Here is an 18,130-nt window from a genome sequence, read left to right as displayed (position 1 = left end):
AGCCATCACGGGCGGGAGACCACGCCCCCTGGAGCGCGCCCTAGCCTTGGGCGCCGCCACGCTCCTCGCGGATGTCGGAGACGACCCGGGCGGCGGTCTGCCGCACGGCCTCGGTCTCGGTCAGGAAATGCCAGTAATCGGGGTGGCGCCCTTCGAGCCCGGCGATGGCCCGCTCCAGCCGGGCGACCGAGTCGTCGAGCGGCCGTGCGTGCCGGGGGTCGGGCGTGTGCCGGCCGGCCATGGCGAGGCGCTGGGCGTCCCGCACCGCGAACCGGGTCCGCTCGATCTCCTGCTGCGGGTCCTTCGCCACGGCGTTCAACTGCTGCAACCGGTCCCCGGCGGCGGAGACCGCCTCGTCCGTGGCGTTGAGCAGGGCGCGGACCGTGGACAGCCGGGACGTGGCGTCCGCCCAGCGCTGCTCGTCGCGCGCCTTCGCCGCCTCGGCGAGCTTGTCCTCGGCCTGCCGCACGTTCACCGCGGCCTGCTCCGGGACGGGCTGGAGGTCCTGCCAGCAGGCGGCCGAGAAACGCCGCCGCAACTCGCTGAGCACCGGCTCCACCGAGCCCGCACGCGTCGTCAGCGCCTGGGCGCGGGTCCGCAGGGACACCAGCCGCCGGTCGATCTCGGCGGCCCGCTCGGGCAGCCGCTCCGCCTCGGTGCGTACGGCCTCGGCATCGCGGAGCACCACGTCGGCGCGCTGGAGGGTCTCCGGGACGCCGTGCTTTCCCGCGCCCTGGTTCAGCTTGGTCAGCTCCGGGGCGAGCGCGGCGAGCCGGGCGGCGAGCTCGTCGGCCCGGAGCCCCGAGGCCCGGACGGTGTCGAGGGCGTTGCTCGCCGCCAGGAGCGCCTGCCGGGCCCGCTCGACGGCGGGGGCGAGCCGGGCGAGCTGTGTCTCCGCGCTGCCCAGCAGGGGCCCGAGCCCCTGGGCGAAGCGGTCCAGCTCGCCCTTGACCCGTACGAGGTCGTCCTTGGCCCGGGTCAGTTCGGTGCGGGCCCGGGAGGCGACGGCGGGCTCCAGGTCGTCCCGGTCCAGGTCATGGCTGTCGACGGCGGTGATGTAGCCGTGGCTGACCTCGTCGATGCGCCGGCCGAGCGCGGCGAAGTCCTCGGCGGCCTTGCGGCCGCGCGAGGAGCTGTCCACGGCGTTGATGGTCTCGATGGAGATCCTGAGATCGCGCTGGGCGCTGTCCAGCTCGTAGAAGGCCTCGGCCGCGGCATCCTTCGCGGCCTGCGCCTCGGCCCGCTCGTTCTCCCCGCCGCGCCCGCCGAACCACCGGCGCGTACCGCCACCGGCGAAGGCGGCGGGCAGCACGGCGAGCACGAGGGGCACGGGCAGCAACACCAGCGCGAGGAGGTCCCGAGCGCCGGAGCCATCCCGAACCCCACGACCGCCCGGCCTGCCGGAACCGCCCCGGCCGTCACCACTGTGGACGGCGGAACTCCCACCCGCTCCTGCCTCCGGCCGCGCGTGTGTCGCCGTCACATCCCTCTCCCGTGCCGATTCGCCCTGCCCGGTACATTCTCCCACCAGGTAAGGACGAACACACGGGTCGGTTAGTTCGCACTTCGCACGGTGACTTGCCCGTTGTCGCTGCGCGCCTTCACCACATGGGCGCTGTCGTCGCCGCGCGGCACCCCGACGGAGACGTCCCCGTTGTCTGCGGAGGCGTTCACCGCGTACTTCTGCCCGCCCGGCGGCAGATCGATGGTGATGCCCCCGTTGTCGCTCACGGTGTCCACGAGGTCGGGCACGGAGCTGAAGCCCAGCCGGATCTCCCCGTTGTCGGCGCGGGCCGTCACGGAGGAGGCGGTGATCCGGTCGGCCCGCACCTCCCCGTTGTCGCTCTTCAGCTTCAGCGCGCCGCTCACGTCCCGGACATCGATCTCTCCGTTGTCGGACGACAGATCCAGCGCGCGGTCGAAGCCGGTGGCGCTGATCGCCCCGTTGTCCGACACGGCCGTCACATCGACCCCGCGGGGCACCTTCACCCGGTGCAGGGAGTCGCAGTTGTTGGCCATCCCCTCGCACGTCACCCGGAGCGTGAGGGTGTCGCCCTCCATCTTCCAGACGGGGTCCGGCCCGCTGCCGAACACCACCCACCCGTCTACCTGCCGCTCCACCTCGACCTGCGCGACGTCGGCCGGCACGAGGTCGACGACGCCGTTCTCCGCGCTGATGGTCAGCGTCTTCCCCTCCAGGGCGAACGATGTGCGCTCGATGGGTGCGCCGTCGACGTCCGTGCTCCCGCACCCGGTGAGAGCGAGCGCCAGCAACGCCACCCCGCCCCCGAGAGCGAGGGCCCGTCCCGGGGCCCCGGGACGAGCCCCGGGGCGGGTGCGGGGCGGTGCGCTCGTAACGATGTCCACGGTGATCGTTCCCCCAGATACGTGCTGCCGGACGGTGCCACCGGACGTCGCTGCCGGTGCACTGGAACGGTATGCGCCGACAGCCCCCGGCGGGATCCGGACGGCTACCGTCTCCGGGTGGGGTTAACCCCCGTAACCGTCCCCGCCGAGGGGCTTCGGCGGACGCCCGGGCCCGCCGGGGAACGGTTTATGAGCAGGGGCCCGGTCCATGTACGCTGTTGCCTCATCCACGGGTGCGTAGCTCAGGGGTAGAGCGCTGCTCTTACAAAGCAGATGTCGGCGGTTCGAAACCGTCCGCGCCCACCAGTACGAAGGCCCCCGACCGGTCACGGTCGGGGGCCTTCGGCGTACCTACCGCGTCCGCGATCAGTGGGTGCGGTCACTCACTGCCTGGGCGATCGACAGGCTGTTCTCGTAGAGGTGGTGCCGGGTGATCCGGCCGTCCTCGACCGTGAGGCGCAGCGCGAACGGGCCCTCGAAGGGCCTGCCCGTCGCGCGCACGGTTCCCGACACGTGACCTGTCAGGACGGCGTCAGCGCCGTCCACGAGGAAGGCGTCGACGGAGGCGCGTGCGTCCTCGGGGACGGTGTGCTCCATCAACTCCGTGAACTGGGCGGCACATTCGGCGGCAGTGGACCGGGGACGGATCCACGGTACGGCCGGGTTCTCGGCGAGCAGCCAGTCGACCTTGTCGGCGAAGAGTGCCGTGAGCCGCGCGGTGTCCCCGGCCAGCCGGGCGGCCAGGAAATCCTCGACGACGGCCCGGGTCGCCTCGGCGAGGGGAGGCGCGGTGGCGGTCGGGTGTGCCTCGGGGGTGGGGGACGTGCCGGACATGGCGCTCTCCTCGCTGCTGGGGGCGGGGCCCCTGAGGGCTTCCCGTCGATGGGACCGATCCTGCCAGGGCGCGCGGACGCGGTCGATTACACCGCAGGTAATGATCGGTCGGCCGCATCGAGAGAGTCTCCTGCGGGCGCGTGTGCCGGGGGCGGTGCCGGCCTCGCGGGGGACCGGCTTACCCTGGGCCGGTGCGCCGCGGGAGACGTCCGAAGCCGCCCGCGCGCCTACGCGTACAGACGGCTGAACGCTTCGTCGGCGCTCACCCGTGCGGTGACATGGCGAGACGGCCGCCGGATCGAACGACGAGGAACACGGGGGCAGTTCATGGGGCAGACGCTGGCGGAGATCCTGGACGGGGCGGCGTGCGGGCGCTTTCCGGAGACTGATGGGCGAACGACCGTGGTCGCCGCGCCCAGTGGCCGCGACACGGGAGTGATCGCCTTTACCGCGCACTCGGTCGTGTTCACCGATGAGGACCCCGAGTGGGTCCGTGCGAGGCTCGCCGCCCTGGACTGCGATGCGTTGGCCGCGACGATGCATCCGCGCTTCCTGACGGCCTTCCTGGAACGCACCGGGCGGACCACCGACACGATCGACCTCCTGACCGTGGCGTCCTCGCTGCCCGGTGAACCCGGCCTGGAGCTGCGGGAGGTCACCGATCCCGTGCACCCGCGGGTGGTGAGTGCCCGCCGGCGGCGGGACGGGGTGCGGATGTGGGAGGTCGACGGGGGAGTGCTGGTGCTCGGGCGTGGCGTGGCCGGTCGTTGGGAGGTGGCCGTCGAACTGGACGAGGACGCCCGGCACCGGGGGCTCGGCCGGGCCCTCGCCACCGCGGCGCGGCACCTGGTGCCCCCGGGCGAATCGCTCTGGTCGCAGCAGGCCGCAGGCAACGCGCGCAGCATCCGGGCGTTCCAGGCGGCCGGATTCCGGCCGGTCGGCTCGGAGGCGCTGCTGCTCGGCGGCCCGGCGGGGCGTGACGCCTGGGGAGCCTGACGGGACGCCCCGCCGGGCCCGTACGGGGGAAGTCCCCTCCCGCTACTCTGCTTGTCATGATCGACTCACCCGAAAGCCCGACGGACACCGAGGTGGCGGCAGCCGCGGCGCTGGCCGGGGCGGAGGTCGTGAGGGCCCGGTACGGGCGGCTCCATTCCCGTATCGACAAGGGCTCCGGCGACTTCGCCACCGACGCCGACCTGGCCGCCGAGGAGGCGATCCTCGACGTCCTTCGTGCCGCCCGGCCCGGGGACACGGTGCACGGTGAGGAGGGCGGCCGGCGAGGAGCGGTCGGTGCCGTGCGGGAGTGGTTGGTGGACCCCTTGTGCGGGACGCTCAACTACGCCGTCGGCTCCCAACTCGTCGCCGTCAACGTGGCTTTGCGCAACGGCCCGGCCGCCGTGGCCGATCCGTTCAGCGGCGAGGTCTTCCTCACCGACGGGGTGAGCGCCCGCGTCCGGTCCGGTGCGGAGGGCGACGAGCGGCCGTTGGCGCCGACGGCGGACACCCGGCTGGTGGACGTGAACCTCGATCCGCCCTTCCCGGGCGCGCCCGGATTCCGGGCCCTCGACCTGCTCGCCCACCCCGGGTTCGTCGAGAACTTCCGCCCGCGCGTCGTCTCCACCTCGCTGGCACTGGCCTGGGTCGCGGCGGGCAGGCGGGCCGCCTATGTCACCGACGGCGGCGACCTGAGCGGGAGCGTGCACTTCGCGGCGGGCATCGCCCTGTGCCGGGCCGCCGGCTGTGTCCTCACCGGGGTCGACGGCGCCCCGGTCGGAGGTGGCGGCCGCGGGCTCGTCGTGGCCGCGGACACCCGGACGCACGAGTCGCTCCTGTCGATGATCGGCGGTCACGGGCGGAGCGACTGAACCCCACAAGCGGCTCAACCCCCTCAGACGTGCAGCTCGGGCGGGAGGCCGGTCCAGCGCAGTCCGACGGGCAGATGGCCGGTGTCGTTGTACAGGAGGAGGGCCGGCGGACGCCCCGGTGCGTAACGGATGACGGTGAGCCCGGCGTTGGTGTGGTTGAGGCCCAGCCAGCGGTGGGCCGGGGCGTCCAGCGCGGCGCGGACGAGCCAGCCGACGAGGAAGTTGTGGGTCACGAGGAGCTCATGGCGGGGCTCGTCACCCACGACCGTTCCCGTGAACCGTTCCAGCGCCTCCCGGGCCAGCCCGGGGCCCTGCTCACGCTCCGCCGCCGGGAAGCCGGCCAGCCGGGCGAGTGTCTCGTCGGCCGTCTCCGCCGGCAGTTCCTCCCGGCGCGGTAGGTACGGGATGTAGTCGCCGGCCGGTTCGGACCGCAGCAGCGGAACTCCCGCCAGCTGCTCGCCGACCAGCCGCGCCGTCTGCTCGGCGCGGGCGAGCGGGCCGTGGTGGATCGCCGTGATCCGGGCCCCGCGGAGCCGCTCCCCGAGCAGGGTGGCCTGGCGGCGGCCGTCGTCCGTCAGCGCGCTCTCGTCGGCGGAGGCCTGACCGTGACGCGTCAGGTAGAGGTAGCGGGCAGCCGTTGCCGTCATGGGCGGGTCCTCCGTCGCGGTTCATGATCGTGGAGACGTCTGCGGGGACGCCCGGGCGCGCTCGGGCGGTTCCGCCGAGGGGGAGTGTCCGGGGGCTCGCCTCCGGGATGCGCGGGGGCAGCGCTCGGGGCACCGTGGAGGCATGGCCGAGCACCCGCCCGTGATCGTCTACCCGCCGTCCGCGACCGGAGGACGGCGGGTCACCGTGCACGGGCAGATCGTGGGTCTGGCCCACGGGCGGGGCGAAGTGGCCGCGCTGCTGCGGGCCGCGGGGTTCGCCGCGGGGCCCGACAAGATCGTCGAGCTGGACCGGCCCGGGCTGATCGAATGGCGCGGCGGCGACCTCGACACCTGGGGGTGATCCCGTGAAGCGTCGTCGAACGGTACGGGAGAGCGCCTCGATCGAGCCGCCTCCCGGCTGCTACGTGGCCGGGGTCGCCGGCCACGGGCCTCCCGACGCCTTCTCGTGCCCGGCACGGGGGACGGTGTGGGCCGGCCCGGCCCTGGTCGACCGCGCCGAGAGCGTGGCGCTCACCGTCGACGCCCCAGGGCGCGTCGGCACGGTCAGAGCGCCCTGACACGTCACCCGAACGGGTGCGTCCGGGTGGCTGTCCCCGGAGGCCGCGAGGAACGTCGGAGCTGATCTGCACGCACCACCAGGGCAGGTCAGCAGTGACAACAGGCGCCAGGCGCCTCTTCCGGCCGAGGAGTCCTCATGTCGCAGCCCAGCACGCCCGCACCCGGCGCCTCGTGCCCCGCTGACCCCCGTCCGGGCAGCGACCCCGGCAGCCCGTGGGCGGCCGGGGGAGCGGTGTTCGCCGGTGTCCTGCTCTTCGTGGACGGTGTCCTCGGAGTGCTGAAGGGCATCGCGGGGATCGCCTCCAACGACGTGTACACACGGATCAACGACTACGTCTTCAAGTTCAGCGTGACCTCGTGGGGATGGATCCACCTCATCCTCGGAGTGATCCTCATCCTGGTCGGCTGGGGCATCCTCTCGGGCGCCGCCTGGGCCCGCGGCGCGGGCATCGCCCTCGCCGCGCTGAACCTGATCGTCAACTTCATGTGGCTCCCGTACACGCCGGTCTGGGCCATCGTCACCATCGCCATCGACGTCTTCGTCATCTGGGCGCTGTGCACGGACCGGTCCAACCCCGGCGATCGGGCGCGGAGCGCCTGAATCCGTCCGGGCACGGGTAGGGCGGGGCGGAAGCGGGCGACGGGTGTCCGTTGTCAGTGGGGCGGTCCACACTGGAGACATGTGCCGCAGCATCAAGACGCTCCGTCCGCCCGCTCTCCCCGAAGAGGCCACCGAGGAGGACATGCGGGCCGCCGCCCTTCAGTACGTCCGCAAGGTCTCCGGGTTCCGCGCGCCCGCCGCGCACAACCGGGAGGTGTTCGACCAGGCCGTCGACGAGATCACCGCAGCCACGATGAAGCTGCTCGACGGCCTGGAGATACGGGGCGCGGCCCGGAGCTGAGGCCGGCCGCCGAGGACGCGGCCGGTTGCCGACCGGATCGTCGGGCAGCCGGTCCGGCCGTCGTTCGTCGTGGGCGACGGCCGTGGTCGTTCAGGGGATGACAGGCGCTGCCGTGGTCTCCGGCGTCTTCAGCGCCTGCGACGTCTTCAGCGGCTGCGACGTTTTCAGCTCCTGCTTGGCCTTCGGCGGCTGTGGGGACCCCGGTTCTTCCGTCGCCTCCAGCACTGCCGCCGCCGACGCCCGCGCCGCCCCCGGGCGCTTCACCACGAACGCGGCCAGCGCGCCCGCCACGAACAGGGCCAGGACCGAAACGGCCGTGCCGAACCACGTCGAGCCCAGCCACCGGCCGCCGAAGTAGCCGAGCCCCACGCTGTAGCCGGCCCAGGCCAGGCCCGCCAGCGCGGACCAGGGAAGGAAGTCCCGCTTCCTGCGGTGGGCGGCGCCCGCGCCGAGGGAGACCACGGAGCGGCCCGCCGGAGCGAACCGGGCGATGATCACCAGCGCACCGCCGCCCCGGTTCAGCGCCGCGCCGAGACGTTCCTGCGCCGTGGACAGGCGCCGGGACCGGGCGATGGCCCGGTCCAGCCGGTCGCCCCCGCGCCAGGCGAGCCGGTACGCGACGAGGTCGCCCAGCACCGAGGCGGTCGCCGCGCACAGGATCAGCACGACGAGTGACGGGACCTGCCCGCCGCTGCCCTCACCGGCGCCGCTGACGGTGGTGGAGCCCGCTGCCGCCGCCGTGGCGGCCGTGATGACGAGAACGCCGCTGGGCAGCAGGGGCAGGAAGACATCCAGGAGAACGGAGAGGGCGACCACCACGTAGATCCATGGGCTGCTGGTCAGCGCGCCCACACTCTCCAACACCGTCGACTACTCCCCGATCGTGTCAACGCCGCGACGTCGCAGGGGAGCGGCAGGGGCGGCAGGTTCAGCTGTACAGCGTACGCGTGGGGCTTCGCCGGAGATCGCCCAGGGCGGGTGATGTTGTGCAGGTCACGTACACCTGGAGGCCTTGTGTCCGTTAGGCGGGGAGAACGACCGGCACGAGCGAGGAGAGCAGCGCATGACGGCATGGATGGTACGGACGGGACAGGGTCCGGCGCACCCGAATTCTGGGCTGCGGGGCACGGCGGGACATGAGACGCCGGGGCATGAGGGCGGTACGAGGTCACGGGGCAGCGGGATCTCACGCGTTCCGGGCGTGCTGGCGGGCGCGGCGGCCCTGCTGACGCTGGCCTGCGGCGTCGGCGTCGCCCAGGAAACGGCAACGGGACCGGTGACGGGCATGGGCGCCGGCACGGCTGCGGGCGGCGGTGTGTCCGACGCCCCCGGTGGCCACGGCGCGCACGGCGCCCCGGCCGGCCACGGGGCTCCCGCGGCGGGGCCCCCGGCGCAGGGGCCGGGCGGTGGCGGAGACCTGATCCGCACCGATGACGTCGCCGCCGTGGGAGGCAGCTCGTGGATGCGGGCCCCGGGGGTGTTCTCCCCGCCCGGTTCGTTCGTCGCGTCCGACGCGCTGACGTACGACACCCGGCTGGTACCGGCCGGCGCGCGGATCGAGATCACGCAGTTCACGGGCCCGTCCGGCACCCGGGTCGGGACCCGGCTGCGGGGGCTCGTGCCCGACCGCGCGTACGGGATGCACGTGCACACCTCGCCCTGTGGCGCCGATCCCGCCGCCGCGGGGCCCCACTACCAGCACCGCCCGGCGGCGACGGCGGACCCGGTCAACGAGGTGTGGCTGGACTTCCGGACGGACGCGGACGGCCGCGGGCGGGCGGAGGCGGTGCACGACTGGAACTTCCGGGAGGGTGGAGCGCGGTCGGTGATCATCCACGACCGGCAGGGTGGTGCGGGGGAGCGGGCGGCCTGCTTCACGGTGCCGTTCGGGCCCCACGGGCGGGAGTGACAGGGCTTCACACCCCGGCCGGATCGCGGAGTACGGCGGTGTCCCGGTCCCTCCGCCCATCAGGGGGACCGGGACGCCGCCCCGTACGCTCCGCGCTCTCCACCGGCGTCTCACGGCACGCGGGACGGCGCCGGGACGCGGGGGGCCCGGGGTCGGGCCCCTGCGTCCCGGGGCAGCCGGGCGCCGGTCAGACCGAGACGGCCGGGGCCTTCTCGTGCCGCGTCGTGCTCTCGGCGGTGTCCGCCGCGCTCCGCGAACCGAAGAAGCGGTCCAGGGCGACGGCCCCCGGGCCGGCGAAGACCAGCAGCAGGAACGCCCAGCAGAACATCGCCGATGCCTCGCCGCCGTTCTGGAGCGGCAGAAGCGCGTCCGGCTGGTGCGCCGTGAAGTACGCGTAGGCCATCGAGCCCGACGCGAGGAAGGCCGCGGCACGGGTGCCGAGGCCGAGGGCGACCAGAGATCCGCAGACCAGCTGGATGAGAGCCGCGTACCAGCCGGGCCAGGCTCCGCTCTCCGCCTGGTTGCCGCCGAACACCCCGAAGAGGGTGGCGGCGCCGTGGCAGGCGAAGAGCAGGCCGACGACGAAGCGGAAGAGGCTGAGGACGTAGGGCTGTGCCTGGTTCAAGCGGATGAGCATGGGGGGTGCTCCTTCGGTCGTGGTGGGGACGAGAACCGACTGAGCGCATCAGGTTAGGGAAACCTCACCAGTGCTTGCAACTTCAACATTCTGTCGCGTGGCTGAAAATCGCCTAATCCTCAGGGGCGAGTGAACGCTCAAGAACCGCTTCGAGCTGGTCCCCTTCCTTGCTCGCTCTGGCCTGGACCAATGTCAGCGCAGACTTCCGGCCAAGCAACGTGAGCGTCATGAGCTGGTTACCGAACCAGGGGCCGCCCGACCTGCCCCAGGTCACCGGTGATGCTCCGGTGCGGCCGTGGCGCGTCAGCATCCGGCCGATCCGCCGGCCCGCCCGGCTCCAGCCGAAACGGAATCCCGTCCGGATCGCTCGGGGGATCGAGTTGTGCACGGGTGAGCAGGTCAGCTGGAGGATGCGGGACGCGGGGGCGCCCCCGGGATCGGTCCCGGGCCGGGCGTCCGGCCACCGGGGCTCGGTGATGTAGGCATGGTGCACATCGCCCGAGAGGACGCATACCGTCGCCGGGGCGTCCGGACCGCTTCCGGCCTCCCGCAGCAGCTCCGTGAACCGGTCGAAGGATTCCGGGAAGGCGGCCCAGTGCTCCAGGTCGGCGGCGCGGCGCAGCTTCTCGCCGAAGCGTGCCCAGCGGTCCCCGCGTGCGCCCGCGCACAGGGCCGCGTTCCAGTGCTCCACGTCGTGGACGAGCGGGGGCAGCAGCCAGGGCAGGGAGCTGCCGATGAGCAGATGATCATACGAAGCGGGGTCGTCGAGGACCGCTTCGCGCAGCCACTCGGCCTCCTCGGGGTCGAGCATCGCCCGCTGGTCCTCGGCCAGGACGCGGGCCGCGCGGGTGTCGACCATCACCAGCCGCACTCGGCCGAAAACACGTCGGTAGCTCCACCGGGTGCGAGCGGGGTCCGCGTCGGTCTCGGCCGCGAAGCGGCGCAGCGCCTCGGTGCCGTCGGCCGAGGCCCGGACCGCCGTGTACACGGGGTCGGCGGCCAGTTCGGCGGGGGAGAGGTTGCCCAGATGCTGGTGGACCCAGTACGACATCAGCCCGCTGACGATCCGTTCGTGCCACCAGGGCGTGGCGCGCATCTCCCGCTGCCAGGCGGCGCTGGTGTTCCAGTCGTCGATGACGTCGTGATCGTCGAAGATCATGCAGCTGGGAACCGTGGAGAGCAGCCAGCGGACCTCCGGGTCGCGCCACGATTCGTCGTAGAGGTAGGTGTACTCCTCGTAGTCCGCGATCTCCGCGCCCGGCGGCTCGCCCAGATCCCGGCGGGCGGCGAGCCTGCGCCGGGTCGCCGCGGAGGTCTCGTCCGCGTACACCTGGTCGCCGAGGAGCAGCAGGACGTCGGGCCGCTCGGCCGCCGGGTCCGCGGCGAGGTGGGCGGCCAGGGTGACCAGGGCGTCCGGCCCCACGGGGTCGTGCCCGCCGCCGGGGGCGGCCGCCCAGCGGCACGACCCGAACGAGATCCGCACGCCGTCCGACGTGGCCCCGGCGCCTTCCGGCGTGCCGTCCGCCGTGCCCTCGGCGGTGGGCGAGGGCCTCGCCGCCGAGGGCGTGGTGATGGTGCTCGGCGGCAGACGGGTGTCGTCGGGCGGCCAGACGCGCCGGGAGCCGAGCAGCACCTCGTACGCCGTGGTGGAGCCGGGGGTCAGCCCCTCCACCACGACCAGGGCGTAGTGATGCCCGGCCACCGCGAAGGTGGGCGACGCGCCCGACGCGCCGTCCGCGCACCTGACCTCCACGGTGCACGGACGGCTCGCCTCGACCCAGACGGTCGCGGTGGACCCGGACTCCCAGTCGACGTACCGCAGCAGTGGTCCCAGGCGCAGCCCGGCCATGTGTTGTCTCCTCGCGACGGCGTCACGGATGGGCTCCGTAACGTACAGAACGCGCGGGGAGGGTGCACGGGTTCCTGCGGGCGCTCGGCGTTGCTCGGGCGGGGCCGGCTTTCCCGGGGTCCCGGCGGGTCGGCGGCCCCGCGAGGGGGTCAGCAGCCGTTCAGGGCCGACTGCAGGGCGCTCTTCTCGGCGGAGTCCACGCTCAGGTTGTAGTGCTTCTTCACGTGGACCCAGGCGCGGACGTAGGTGCACGTGTACGAGGAGCTCGGCGGCATCCACTCGGCCGGGTCCTGGTCGCCCTTGGACTGGTTCACGTTGTCGGTGACCGCGATGAGCTGGGGGCGGGTCAGGTCGTTGGCGAACGACTGGCGCTGGGCGGTGGTCCAGCTGCTGGCGCCGGAGCGCCAGGCCTCGGCGAGCGGGACCATGTGGTCGATGTCCACGTCGGACGCGGCGCTCCAGGTGGCGCCGTCGTAGGTCGAGTACCAACTGCCGCTGACCGCGGCGCAGGAGGCGTCCTGCTGGACGTTCGTGCCGTCGCGCTTGAGGACGACCTCGCGGGTGTTGCAGGCCCCCGACTGGGTGGTCCAGTGCGGGAACTTGTCGCGGCTGTAGCCGCTGGACGAGCCCTCGGCGCCGACGGTGAGCTGGCCGAGGTAGGTCCGTGCGGTCGCCGCGCTGACCGGGGTGGGCATGGCGGCCTGCGCGCTCGGCGCGGTGAACAGGGCGGACGTGGCGGCGAGTGCGGCGGTTGCGGCGACGACGGAGAGGCGACGCGCGTAGACACCGGACATGCGAACTCCCTTGATGTGGGGGGCGGCTTGGGCGGGCGGTGAGCGGGCTTCGAGTGGCGCCCGGCCATCGTGGCGACGCCAGGTTTCTGTGGGGTGGGCGTCAGGTAACAGAGTGGCGACATGTGCACGTCACATCAAGGGGTGTGCAAGGGGAGTGACGGATCGCGGGAGCGCGTTGGACCGCCACGGACGGTTTGTCCGGGCGGTGTTGGGCGCCCCGTCGCAGGGCCGGGGGCGCTCGGGCTCCGGGGGCACGCCCCCTCGGGCCGGCGTGCGGGAGCCGGGCTGCCGCGTGAGTCGGATGCCGGGGGTGGTGCGGGGGAGCCGGGCGGCCCGCGTGCGGTGTACGGGAGTTGGGCGCCCGGAGTCGGTGTGGGGGAGCCGGTGATGGGTGGGGTTCTACCGTTGCCGCGTGCTGCTCCCTGTCTCCGTCACCCTCGGTGTCGTCCTCGCTGTCCTGTTGGTCCTCGCCGCCGCCGTCGCCGCGTGGGCTTCAGTGGGCCGGTCGCGCGAGATCCTCGTCGCCGGGGTGCGGGCGGCGGCCCAACTCGCCGCCGTCTCCCTGCTCATCGGCTGGGTGGTCCGTTCCCTGGCGCCGTTTCTCGGGTTCGTGGCGCTGATGTTCGCCGTGGCGGTATGGACCGCCGGCCGCCGGATCACCGGCAATCGCACCTGGCGCTGGGCGGCCGTGCCGATCGGGGCGGGCGTGCTGCCCGTGGTGGGGGCGTTGCTGATCACGGGGCTCGTGCCGGTACGGGGCCTGGCGGCCCTCATTCCGGTGGCGGGCATCCTCATCGGCGGGGCGCTCACCGCGACCGTGCTCGGCGGGCGGCGCGCCCTGGACGAACTCACCGCCCGGCGCGGGGAGGTGGAGGCGGGCATGGCCCTCGGGCTGCTCGACCGGGACGCCCGGCTGGAGATCGTACGGCCCGCCGCCTCGGACGCGTTGCTGCCCGGGCTCGACCAGACCCGGACCGTCGGGCTCGTCACCCTGCCGGGGGCGTTCGTGGGCATGCTGCTGGGCGGCGCCTCACCCGTGGAGGCGGGCGCCGTGCAGCTGTTCGTCCTGGTGGCGCTGATGGCGGTGCAGGTGGTGGCCGTCGCGACGGTCCTGGAGCTGATCGCGCGCGGGCTGCTGTACCGGGACTGAGCCGGGGGTCCGGGGGCGGGGCGGGAGGCTGCCCGAGGTCGCGATGGGGCGGGCCCGGGGCCGCCATGGGGCGGTCCCGAAGCCCCGGGGGTGCCTCAGGCCCGGGGGTGCCTCAGGCTTCGGGCCCCCTCAGGCCTCGTCGATGTGCAGGCGGATCGAGCCGTCCTCGGCCGCCTCCACGCGCACCTGCGTCAGGTCCGTGACATGGGCGTCCGGCGCGAGGGCCGCGGCACGCGGGCCGACGCCCACGACGCGCATGCCCGCCGCACGCCCCGCCGCGATGCCCGCCTCGGAGTCCTCGAACACGATGCAGTCCGCCGCGTCGAAGCCCAGCTCCGCCGCGCCCTTGAGGAAGCCCTCGGGGTCCGGCTTGCTGGCGCCGACCTGCTCCGCGGTGACGCGGACGACGGGCATCGGCAGTTCGGCCGCGCCCATCCGGGCCGTCGCGAGCGCGGTGTCGGCGGAGGTCACCAGCGCGTGCGGCAGCTCGGCGATCGCGGCCATGAACGCGGGCGCGCCGCCGATCGGCACGACGCCCTCGACGTCGGCGGTCTCCTCGGCGAGCATCACCCGGTTGTCCGCGTAGTTCTCCTCCACCGGGCGGTCCGGGAGCAGGACGGCCATCGTGGCGTACCCCTGACGGCCGTGCACCACCTTGAGTGCGGCCTCGGGGTCCAGTCCGTGCTCGATCGCCCAGCGCCGCCAGCAGCGCTCCACCACCGCGTCGGAGTTCACGAGAGTGCCGTCCATGTCGAGCAGGAGGGCGTGTGCGGTGAGGACGGTGGCCGGCATCGGCTGCTCCAGAAACGCGGGGAGGTAGGCGAACCGCCCGGGCGCGCGTGCCGCGGGGCGGTAACCAGAGCAACCCCCGCCCGCCGGTCAGGGAGTGCGGGCGGGAGCTACTTTGTTCCATCACGATACAAAAACCGGGACCGGAACGCCAATCCCCCGCCCTCGGCCCCTTGTCCTGTCCTCTCCGCCCCTCGTCTTCCGCAGGGCGTCCGGGGCTCAGTGGCGCCCGTCTCCGCTCGTCTCCGCCTCCAGCGCGCGCCGGGTGTTCGGCCCGTACACGCCCATCGGGTCGCCCTGGATCGCCTTGTACGACTGGTAGATCGCCACCGCGTTCTCCACCCGGTCGTCGTAGTTCCCGTCGGAGGGCCCCGAGTAGAGCCAGACCTCCCGGAGCCGGTTCTGCAGTACGCCGACCTCGGGGCCGCGGTCGCCCGGCCGCAGCGACGGCCCGGCGAACTCCGCGGGCGGGGCGGCGGACGGCGAGGACGTGGGTGCGCCGCCGTCCGGGGCGGGCGACGCGCTCGCCGTCGGCGAGGCCGACGCGGTGGCGGTCGGCGTGGGCTCCCGGCTCTTCGACGGCGAGGCGGACGCGGACGGCGAGGCCGGCGGTGCGGCCGAGCGGGAGGGCGTACGGGACGGAGCAGCCGACGCGGAGGGGGACGGGGCCACCGACGCGGCCGGTTCGTCCTCGGCGTCCGGGACGCTCGTCGTGGCCTCCGGCAGCGCCTCGTCCCTGCTGTCGTCGCCGCCGAACAGCCCGCCGGCGAAAGCCGCCGTACCGACCACCGCGGCCACGGCCGCCCCCACGGCGAGGGCCCCGAAGGGACGCCTGCGGCGCGGCTGCACGGGGTCGGGGCCGAAGGCGGGGCCGCCCGCGCCGGCGGTACGCCTGCGGTCCCGGTTCCCGTCCGGCCCGGGGTGCGGCGCGCCGGCCGGGCTGCCCGCGCCCGCGCGCGCCCCCGCGCCCACGCCCGCTTCTGTCCCCGTACCTCTACCTGCCTCCGTGCTGTCGCCGTCGCCGTCGCCGACGAACAGCGGCATCGTGGTGGCCGCCGCCCCCGGAACGCCGAGCCCCGGAAGCTCGTCCCCCCGCACGCCGGGCCCCGGAAGCTCGTCTCCCGGAACGCCGGACCCCGCCGCACCGGTTCGGGAACCCGCGCCCTCCCACGTACCGGTACCGGACGGGGCGTCCACCCGCCTACCGGGCTCCGGGCTCCCGGCTCCGTCCCCGTAACCGCCCCTGTCCCCGGGCGTCACGACATGGTCCGCCAGCGTCACGTACGGCCGGATGCGCAGCGGGTCGAAGTCCTCGGCCGCGGCGATCTCCGCCGTACGGGCGGCGCGCTGTTCGTCCTCCGTCAGCGGCGCCGAACGCGCGCTCGCGCCGCACCGGCACGGCACCCGGTGCTCCGTGCCGGCCTCCCCGGCCGTCCGTCTTCCGCACTCCCGGCATGCGTGTCCGGTCATCGTGGGTCCCCTCCCCTTGAACTGCCTGCGATTATGCAGCCCGCTCCGGGGAAGCCCAACGACCCGCCGCGGCTCGGCCGGCCGTCGGCAGGCCATAAAGGGGCAGAACGGCCAGGATGGGGGTGTAGTGGATCAGCGGACCGAGGAGACGCCCATGGCCCGGCAATCGAGGAGACGCCCATGGCCCAGCAGCTGAGCCCGCCGCCCCCGGCCCCCGGTGAGGGCCACTCCCACCGGAGCGTCCTGGTGGCGATCGGAGCGCTGCTCCTCGGCATGCTGCTCGCGGCACTCGACCAGACCATCGTCTCCACGGCGCTTCCGACGATCGTCAGCGAGCTCGGCGGTCTCGACCATCTGTCCTGGGTGGTCACCGCCTACCTGCTGGCTGCCACCGCGGCGACCCCGTTGTGGGGCAAGCTCGGCGACCAGTACGGCCGCAAGAAGCTCTTCCAGACCGCGATCGTCATCTTCCTGATCGGCTCCGCGCTCTGCGGAGTCGCCCAGAACATGCCCCAGCTGATCGGATTCCGGGCCCTCCAGGGGCTCGGCGGCGGCGGGCTCATGGTGCTGTCGATGGCGATCGTCGGCGACCTCGTCACCCCGCGCGAACGGGGCAAGTACCAAGGCCTCTTCGGCGCGGTCTTCGGGGTGACGAGCGTCCTCGGACCGCTCCTCGGCGGCTTCTTCACCGAACACCTCAGCTGGCGCTGGGTCTTCTACATCAACCTGCCGATCGGCGTCGTCGCGCTGGGCGTCATCGCGGCCGTCCTGCACATCCCGGTCCGCCGCGAGAAGCACACCATCGACTACCTCGGCACCTTCCTCATCGCGGCCGTCGCGACCAGCCTGGTGCTCATCGCCTCCCTCGGCGGTACGACCTGGGCCTGGACCTCCCCGCAGATCATCGCGCTCGCGGTGCTCGCCGTCGTCCTGCTCGTGGCCTTCATCGCCGCCGAACGGCGTGCGGTCGAACCCGTGCTGCCGCTGAAACTGTTCAAGATCCGCACCTTCACGCTCGTCGCCGTGATCAGTTTCGTCATCGGCTTCGCGATGTTCGGCGCGATGACCTACCTGCCGACGTTCCTCCAGGTGGTCCACGGCATCACCCCGACGATGTCCGGTGTGCACATGCTGCCGATGGTGTTCGGTCTGCTGATCACCTCGACCGCCTCCGGCCAGATCGTCAGCCGCACCGGCCGCTGGAGGGTCTTCCCGGTCCTCGGCACGGCCCTCACCACCGCCGGTCTCCTGCTGCTCCACCGCCTCGACGAGTCCAGCTCCACCTGGCTGATGAGCGTCTACTTCTTCGTGTTCGGCGCCGGCCTCGGCCTGGTGATGCAGGTCCTGGTCCTGGTCGCCCAGAACTCCGTCTCGTACCAGGACCTCGGGGTCGCCACCTCCGGCGCGACGTTCTTCCGGTCCATCGGCGCGGCGTTCGGCGTGGCCGTCTTCGGGACCGTCTTCACCAACCGGCTGACCGGCCAGCTGACGGACGCGCTGGCCGGAGCGCCGCTGCCGCCGGGCATCGACGCGGGGAGCCTGTCCGCCGACCCCCGGGCCATCGGGCAGCTCCCCGCCGACCTGCGGCCCGGCGTCCTCAGCGCGTACTCCACCTCCATCACGGACGTGTTCCTGTACGCGGCCCCGGTGGTCCTCCTGGCCTTCGTCCTCGCCTGGTTCCTCCGCGAGGACAGGCTCCGGGGCTCGGTGACCGCCCCGGACACCAGCCAGACCCTCGCCTCCAACCCCGTCGAGCGCTCCTCGTACGACGAGTGCGCCCGCGCCCTGTCGGTGCTCGCCACCCGGGAGGGACGCCGCGAGATCTACGAGAAGATCACCGCGCGGGCGGGGTACGACCTGCTGCCCGCTGCCAGCTGGCTGCTCCTGCGGATCAGACGCCACGGCACCGTCGAACCCGCCCGGCTCGCCGAGACCGCTCCCGTACCGCTGCACGTGATCACCGACGCGGCCCGGCAGGTCGAGGAGCGCGGACTGGCCCGCCGGGAGGGCCTGCAGATGATCCTCACCGACAGCGGGGCCGAAGCAGTCGTCCGGCTCTCGCAGGCCCGCGAGGACTCCCTCGCCGAACTCCTCGGCGACTGGTGGGGCCCCGAGCGCCCCACCGACCTGGTCAGACTCGTCAGCGAACTGACCGCCGAGGTCAGTGGCTCGACCAAGGAGCGCCCCCACTCCCCGGCGCCTCCCCGCGACCACGAGGCCCACCTGCGCCACGACGAGCGCGAGGCCCGCAGCCGGATCCGGGACGGCCACGACGACCACGGCCACGACCACCGCCACCCCTCCGCCTGACCCACCGGAACGCCCGGCCCGCCGCGGA

Annotated in this window: 19 protein-coding genes and 1 tRNA gene; 10 read left to right on the top strand and 10 right to left on the bottom strand. The window is 73.5% G+C overall.

Translation table 11 applies throughout. From position 1 onward, the window contains the following. Positions 1-40 precede the first annotated feature (40 nt). Complete coding sequence (locus tag ACFWRV_RS00900; protein WP_384326504.1) at positions 41-1,483, bottom strand: hypothetical protein; 1,443 nt, start codon at positions 1,481-1,483, stop codon at positions 41-43. Between the two features lie 71 nt (positions 1,484-1,554). Further along, the gene (locus tag ACFWRV_RS00895) at positions 1,555-2,367 is read right to left on the bottom strand and encodes a DUF4097 family beta strand repeat-containing protein (protein WP_384326502.1); all 813 of its coding nucleotides are present in this window, start codon (positions 2,365-2,367) and stop codon (positions 1,555-1,557) included. A 231-nt stretch (positions 2,368-2,598) separates the two neighbouring features. Between ACFWRV_RS00895 and ACFWRV_RS00890 the strand changes: the two genes are divergently transcribed. Further along, a tRNA-Val gene (locus ACFWRV_RS00890) sits at positions 2,599-2,673 on the top strand. Between the two features lie 60 nt (positions 2,674-2,733). Here the strand turns inward: ACFWRV_RS00890 and ACFWRV_RS00885 are convergent. Beyond that, a complete protein-coding gene (locus ACFWRV_RS00885) occupies positions 2,734-3,201 on the bottom strand; it encodes a nuclear transport factor 2 family protein (protein WP_384326500.1) in 468 nt (155 codons plus the stop codon). 327 nt (positions 3,202-3,528) lie between these two features. Here ACFWRV_RS00885 and ACFWRV_RS00880 point away from each other — a divergent pair, with 327 nt between their 5' ends. Both ACFWRV_RS00880 and ACFWRV_RS00875 read left to right on the top strand, forming a co-directional pair. Next, positions 3,529-4,197 carry a GNAT family N-acetyltransferase gene (locus ACFWRV_RS00880; RefSeq protein WP_384326498.1) on the top strand — a complete coding sequence of 223 codons (669 nt, stop codon included), beginning with the start codon at positions 3,529-3,531 and terminating at the stop codon, positions 4,195-4,197. 56 nt (positions 4,198-4,253) lie between these two features. Next, positions 4,254-5,066 (top strand): inositol monophosphatase family protein, encoded by an 813-nt coding sequence (locus ACFWRV_RS00875; protein ID WP_384326496.1) that lies wholly within the window; start codon positions 4,254-4,256, stop codon positions 5,064-5,066. Positions 5,067-5,089: 23 nt separating this feature from the next. Here ACFWRV_RS00875 and ACFWRV_RS00870 read toward each other — a convergent pair whose 3' ends face one another. Further along, positions 5,090-5,713 (bottom strand): histidine phosphatase family protein, encoded by a 624-nt coding sequence (locus ACFWRV_RS00870; RefSeq protein ID WP_384326494.1) that lies wholly within the window; start codon positions 5,711-5,713, stop codon positions 5,090-5,092. A 142-nt stretch (positions 5,714-5,855) separates the two neighbouring features. Here ACFWRV_RS00870 and ACFWRV_RS00865 point away from each other — a divergent pair, with 142 nt between their 5' ends. From ACFWRV_RS00865 to ACFWRV_RS00850, 4 genes are all read left to right on the top strand, one after another. Next, the gene (locus tag ACFWRV_RS00865; RefSeq protein ID WP_010057521.1) at positions 5,856-6,074 is read left to right on the top strand and encodes a hypothetical protein; all 219 of its coding nucleotides are present in this window, start codon (positions 5,856-5,858) and stop codon (positions 6,072-6,074) included. Positions 6,075-6,078: 4 nt separating this feature from the next. Continuing rightward, positions 6,079-6,291, top strand: coding sequence for a hypothetical protein (locus ACFWRV_RS00860; RefSeq protein ID WP_384326492.1), 213 nt, complete (start codon positions 6,079-6,081; stop codon positions 6,289-6,291). A 137-nt stretch (positions 6,292-6,428) separates the two neighbouring features. Next, the gene (locus ACFWRV_RS00855; protein WP_384326490.1) at positions 6,429-6,893 is read left to right on the top strand and encodes a hypothetical protein; all 465 of its coding nucleotides are present in this window, start codon (positions 6,429-6,431) and stop codon (positions 6,891-6,893) included. Positions 6,894-6,972: 79 nt separating this feature from the next. Continuing rightward, a complete protein-coding gene (locus ACFWRV_RS00850; protein WP_205081455.1) occupies positions 6,973-7,194 on the top strand; it encodes a DUF2277 domain-containing protein in 222 nt (73 codons plus the stop codon). Positions 7,195-7,284: 90 nt separating this feature from the next. On the opposite strand, the gene ACFWRV_RS00845 is transcribed toward ACFWRV_RS00850, so the two are convergent. Further along, a complete protein-coding gene (locus ACFWRV_RS00845; protein WP_384326488.1) occupies positions 7,285-8,058 on the bottom strand; it encodes a DedA family protein in 774 nt (257 codons plus the stop codon). A gap of 199 nt (positions 8,059-8,257) precedes the next feature. On the opposite strand from ACFWRV_RS00845, the gene ACFWRV_RS00840 reads away from it, so the two are divergent. Next, a complete protein-coding gene (locus ACFWRV_RS00840) occupies positions 8,258-9,103 on the top strand; it encodes a superoxide dismutase family protein (RefSeq protein ID WP_384326486.1) in 846 nt (281 codons plus the stop codon). A gap of 187 nt (positions 9,104-9,290) precedes the next feature. On the opposite strand, the gene ACFWRV_RS00835 is transcribed toward ACFWRV_RS00840, so the two are convergent. The 3 genes from ACFWRV_RS00835 to ACFWRV_RS00825 all read right to left on the bottom strand — a co-directional run bounded on the left by ACFWRV_RS00835 (position 9,291) and on the right by ACFWRV_RS00825 (position 12,383). Next, a complete protein-coding gene (locus tag ACFWRV_RS00835) occupies positions 9,291-9,740 on the bottom strand; it encodes a DoxX family protein (RefSeq protein ID WP_384326484.1) in 450 nt (149 codons plus the stop codon). Positions 9,741-9,852: 112 nt separating this feature from the next. Next, positions 9,853-11,589: an alkaline phosphatase D family protein gene (locus tag ACFWRV_RS00830; protein ID WP_384326482.1), complete on the bottom strand. Its 1,737-nt coding sequence runs from the start codon at positions 11,587-11,589 to the stop codon at positions 9,853-9,855. A 149-nt stretch (positions 11,590-11,738) separates the two neighbouring features. Further along, the gene (locus ACFWRV_RS00825; RefSeq protein WP_384326480.1) at positions 11,739-12,383 is read right to left on the bottom strand and encodes an HNH endonuclease family protein; all 645 of its coding nucleotides are present in this window, start codon (positions 12,381-12,383) and stop codon (positions 11,739-11,741) included. Between the two features lie 412 nt (positions 12,384-12,795). Here ACFWRV_RS00825 and ACFWRV_RS00820 point away from each other — a divergent pair, with 412 nt between their 5' ends. Continuing rightward, positions 12,796-13,533: an ABC transporter permease gene (locus ACFWRV_RS00820; protein WP_384326478.1), complete on the top strand. Its 738-nt coding sequence runs from the start codon at positions 12,796-12,798 to the stop codon at positions 13,531-13,533. Between the two features lie 129 nt (positions 13,534-13,662). Here the strand turns inward: ACFWRV_RS00820 and ACFWRV_RS00815 are convergent, their stop codons facing one another. Continuing rightward, a complete protein-coding gene (locus ACFWRV_RS00815) occupies positions 13,663-14,325 on the bottom strand; it encodes an HAD-IA family hydrolase (RefSeq protein ID WP_384326477.1) in 663 nt (220 codons plus the stop codon). Positions 14,326-14,541: 216 nt separating this feature from the next. Then, entirely contained in the window at positions 14,542-15,792 is a 1,251-nt protein-coding gene (locus tag ACFWRV_RS00810) for a peptidoglycan-binding protein (protein ID WP_384326475.1), read from the bottom strand. Positions 15,793-15,972: 180 nt separating this feature from the next. Between ACFWRV_RS00810 and ACFWRV_RS00805 the strand changes: the two genes are divergently transcribed. Next, positions 15,973-18,102, top strand: coding sequence for a DHA2 family efflux MFS transporter permease subunit (locus ACFWRV_RS00805; protein ID WP_384326473.1), 2,130 nt, complete (start codon positions 15,973-15,975; stop codon positions 18,100-18,102). The last annotated feature ends 28 nt before the right edge of the window (positions 18,103-18,130 follow it).

Source organism: Streptomyces sp. NPDC058576, from assembly GCF_042718715.1.
Classification (GTDB): Bacteria; Actinomycetota; Actinomycetes; order Streptomycetales; family Streptomycetaceae; genus Streptomyces.
The sequence above is the reverse complement of the archived record's forward strand: the minus strand, read 5'-3'. Positions and strand labels throughout refer to the sequence as shown.

Excerpts from the sequence above, each read along its gene's own strand:
- ACFWRV_RS00855 (WP_384326490.1), top strand. The coding sequence starts at position 6,429 with ATGTCGCAGCCCAGCACGCCCGCACCCGGCGCCTCGTGCCCCGCTGAC.
- ACFWRV_RS00870 (WP_384326494.1), bottom strand. The coding sequence starts at position 5,713 with ATGACGGCAACGGCTGCCCGCTACCTCTACCTGACGCGTCACGGTCAG.
- ACFWRV_RS00810 (WP_384326475.1), bottom strand. The coding sequence starts at position 15,792 with ATGACCGGACACGCATGCCGGGAGTGCGGAAGACGGACGGCCGGGGAG.
- ACFWRV_RS00840 (WP_384326486.1), top strand. The coding sequence starts at position 8,258 with ATGACGGCATGGATGGTACGGACGGGACAGGGTCCGGCGCACCCGAAT.
- ACFWRV_RS00865 (WP_010057521.1), top strand. The coding sequence starts at position 5,856 with ATGGCCGAGCACCCGCCCGTGATCGTCTACCCGCCGTCCGCGACCGGA.
- ACFWRV_RS00880 (WP_384326498.1), top strand. The coding sequence starts at position 3,529 with ATGGGGCAGACGCTGGCGGAGATCCTGGACGGGGCGGCGTGCGGGCGC.
- ACFWRV_RS00885 (WP_384326500.1), bottom strand. The coding sequence starts at position 3,201 with ATGTCCGGCACGTCCCCCACCCCCGAGGCACACCCGACCGCCACCGCG.
- ACFWRV_RS00835 (WP_384326484.1), bottom strand. The coding sequence starts at position 9,740 with ATGCTCATCCGCTTGAACCAGGCACAGCCCTACGTCCTCAGCCTCTTC.
- ACFWRV_RS00850 (WP_205081455.1), top strand. The coding sequence starts at position 6,973 with ATGTGCCGCAGCATCAAGACGCTCCGTCCGCCCGCTCTCCCCGAAGAG.
- ACFWRV_RS00830 (WP_384326482.1), bottom strand. The coding sequence starts at position 11,589 with ATGGCCGGGCTGCGCCTGGGACCACTGCTGCGGTACGTCGACTGGGAG.
- ACFWRV_RS00875 (WP_384326496.1), top strand. The coding sequence starts at position 4,254 with ATGATCGACTCACCCGAAAGCCCGACGGACACCGAGGTGGCGGCAGCC.
- ACFWRV_RS00825 (WP_384326480.1), bottom strand. The coding sequence starts at position 12,383 with ATGTCCGGTGTCTACGCGCGTCGCCTCTCCGTCGTCGCCGCAACCGCC.
- ACFWRV_RS00815 (WP_384326477.1), bottom strand. The coding sequence starts at position 14,325 with ATGCCGGCCACCGTCCTCACCGCACACGCCCTCCTGCTCGACATGGAC.
- ACFWRV_RS00805 (WP_384326473.1), top strand. The coding sequence starts at position 15,973 with ATGGCCCAGCAGCTGAGCCCGCCGCCCCCGGCCCCCGGTGAGGGCCAC.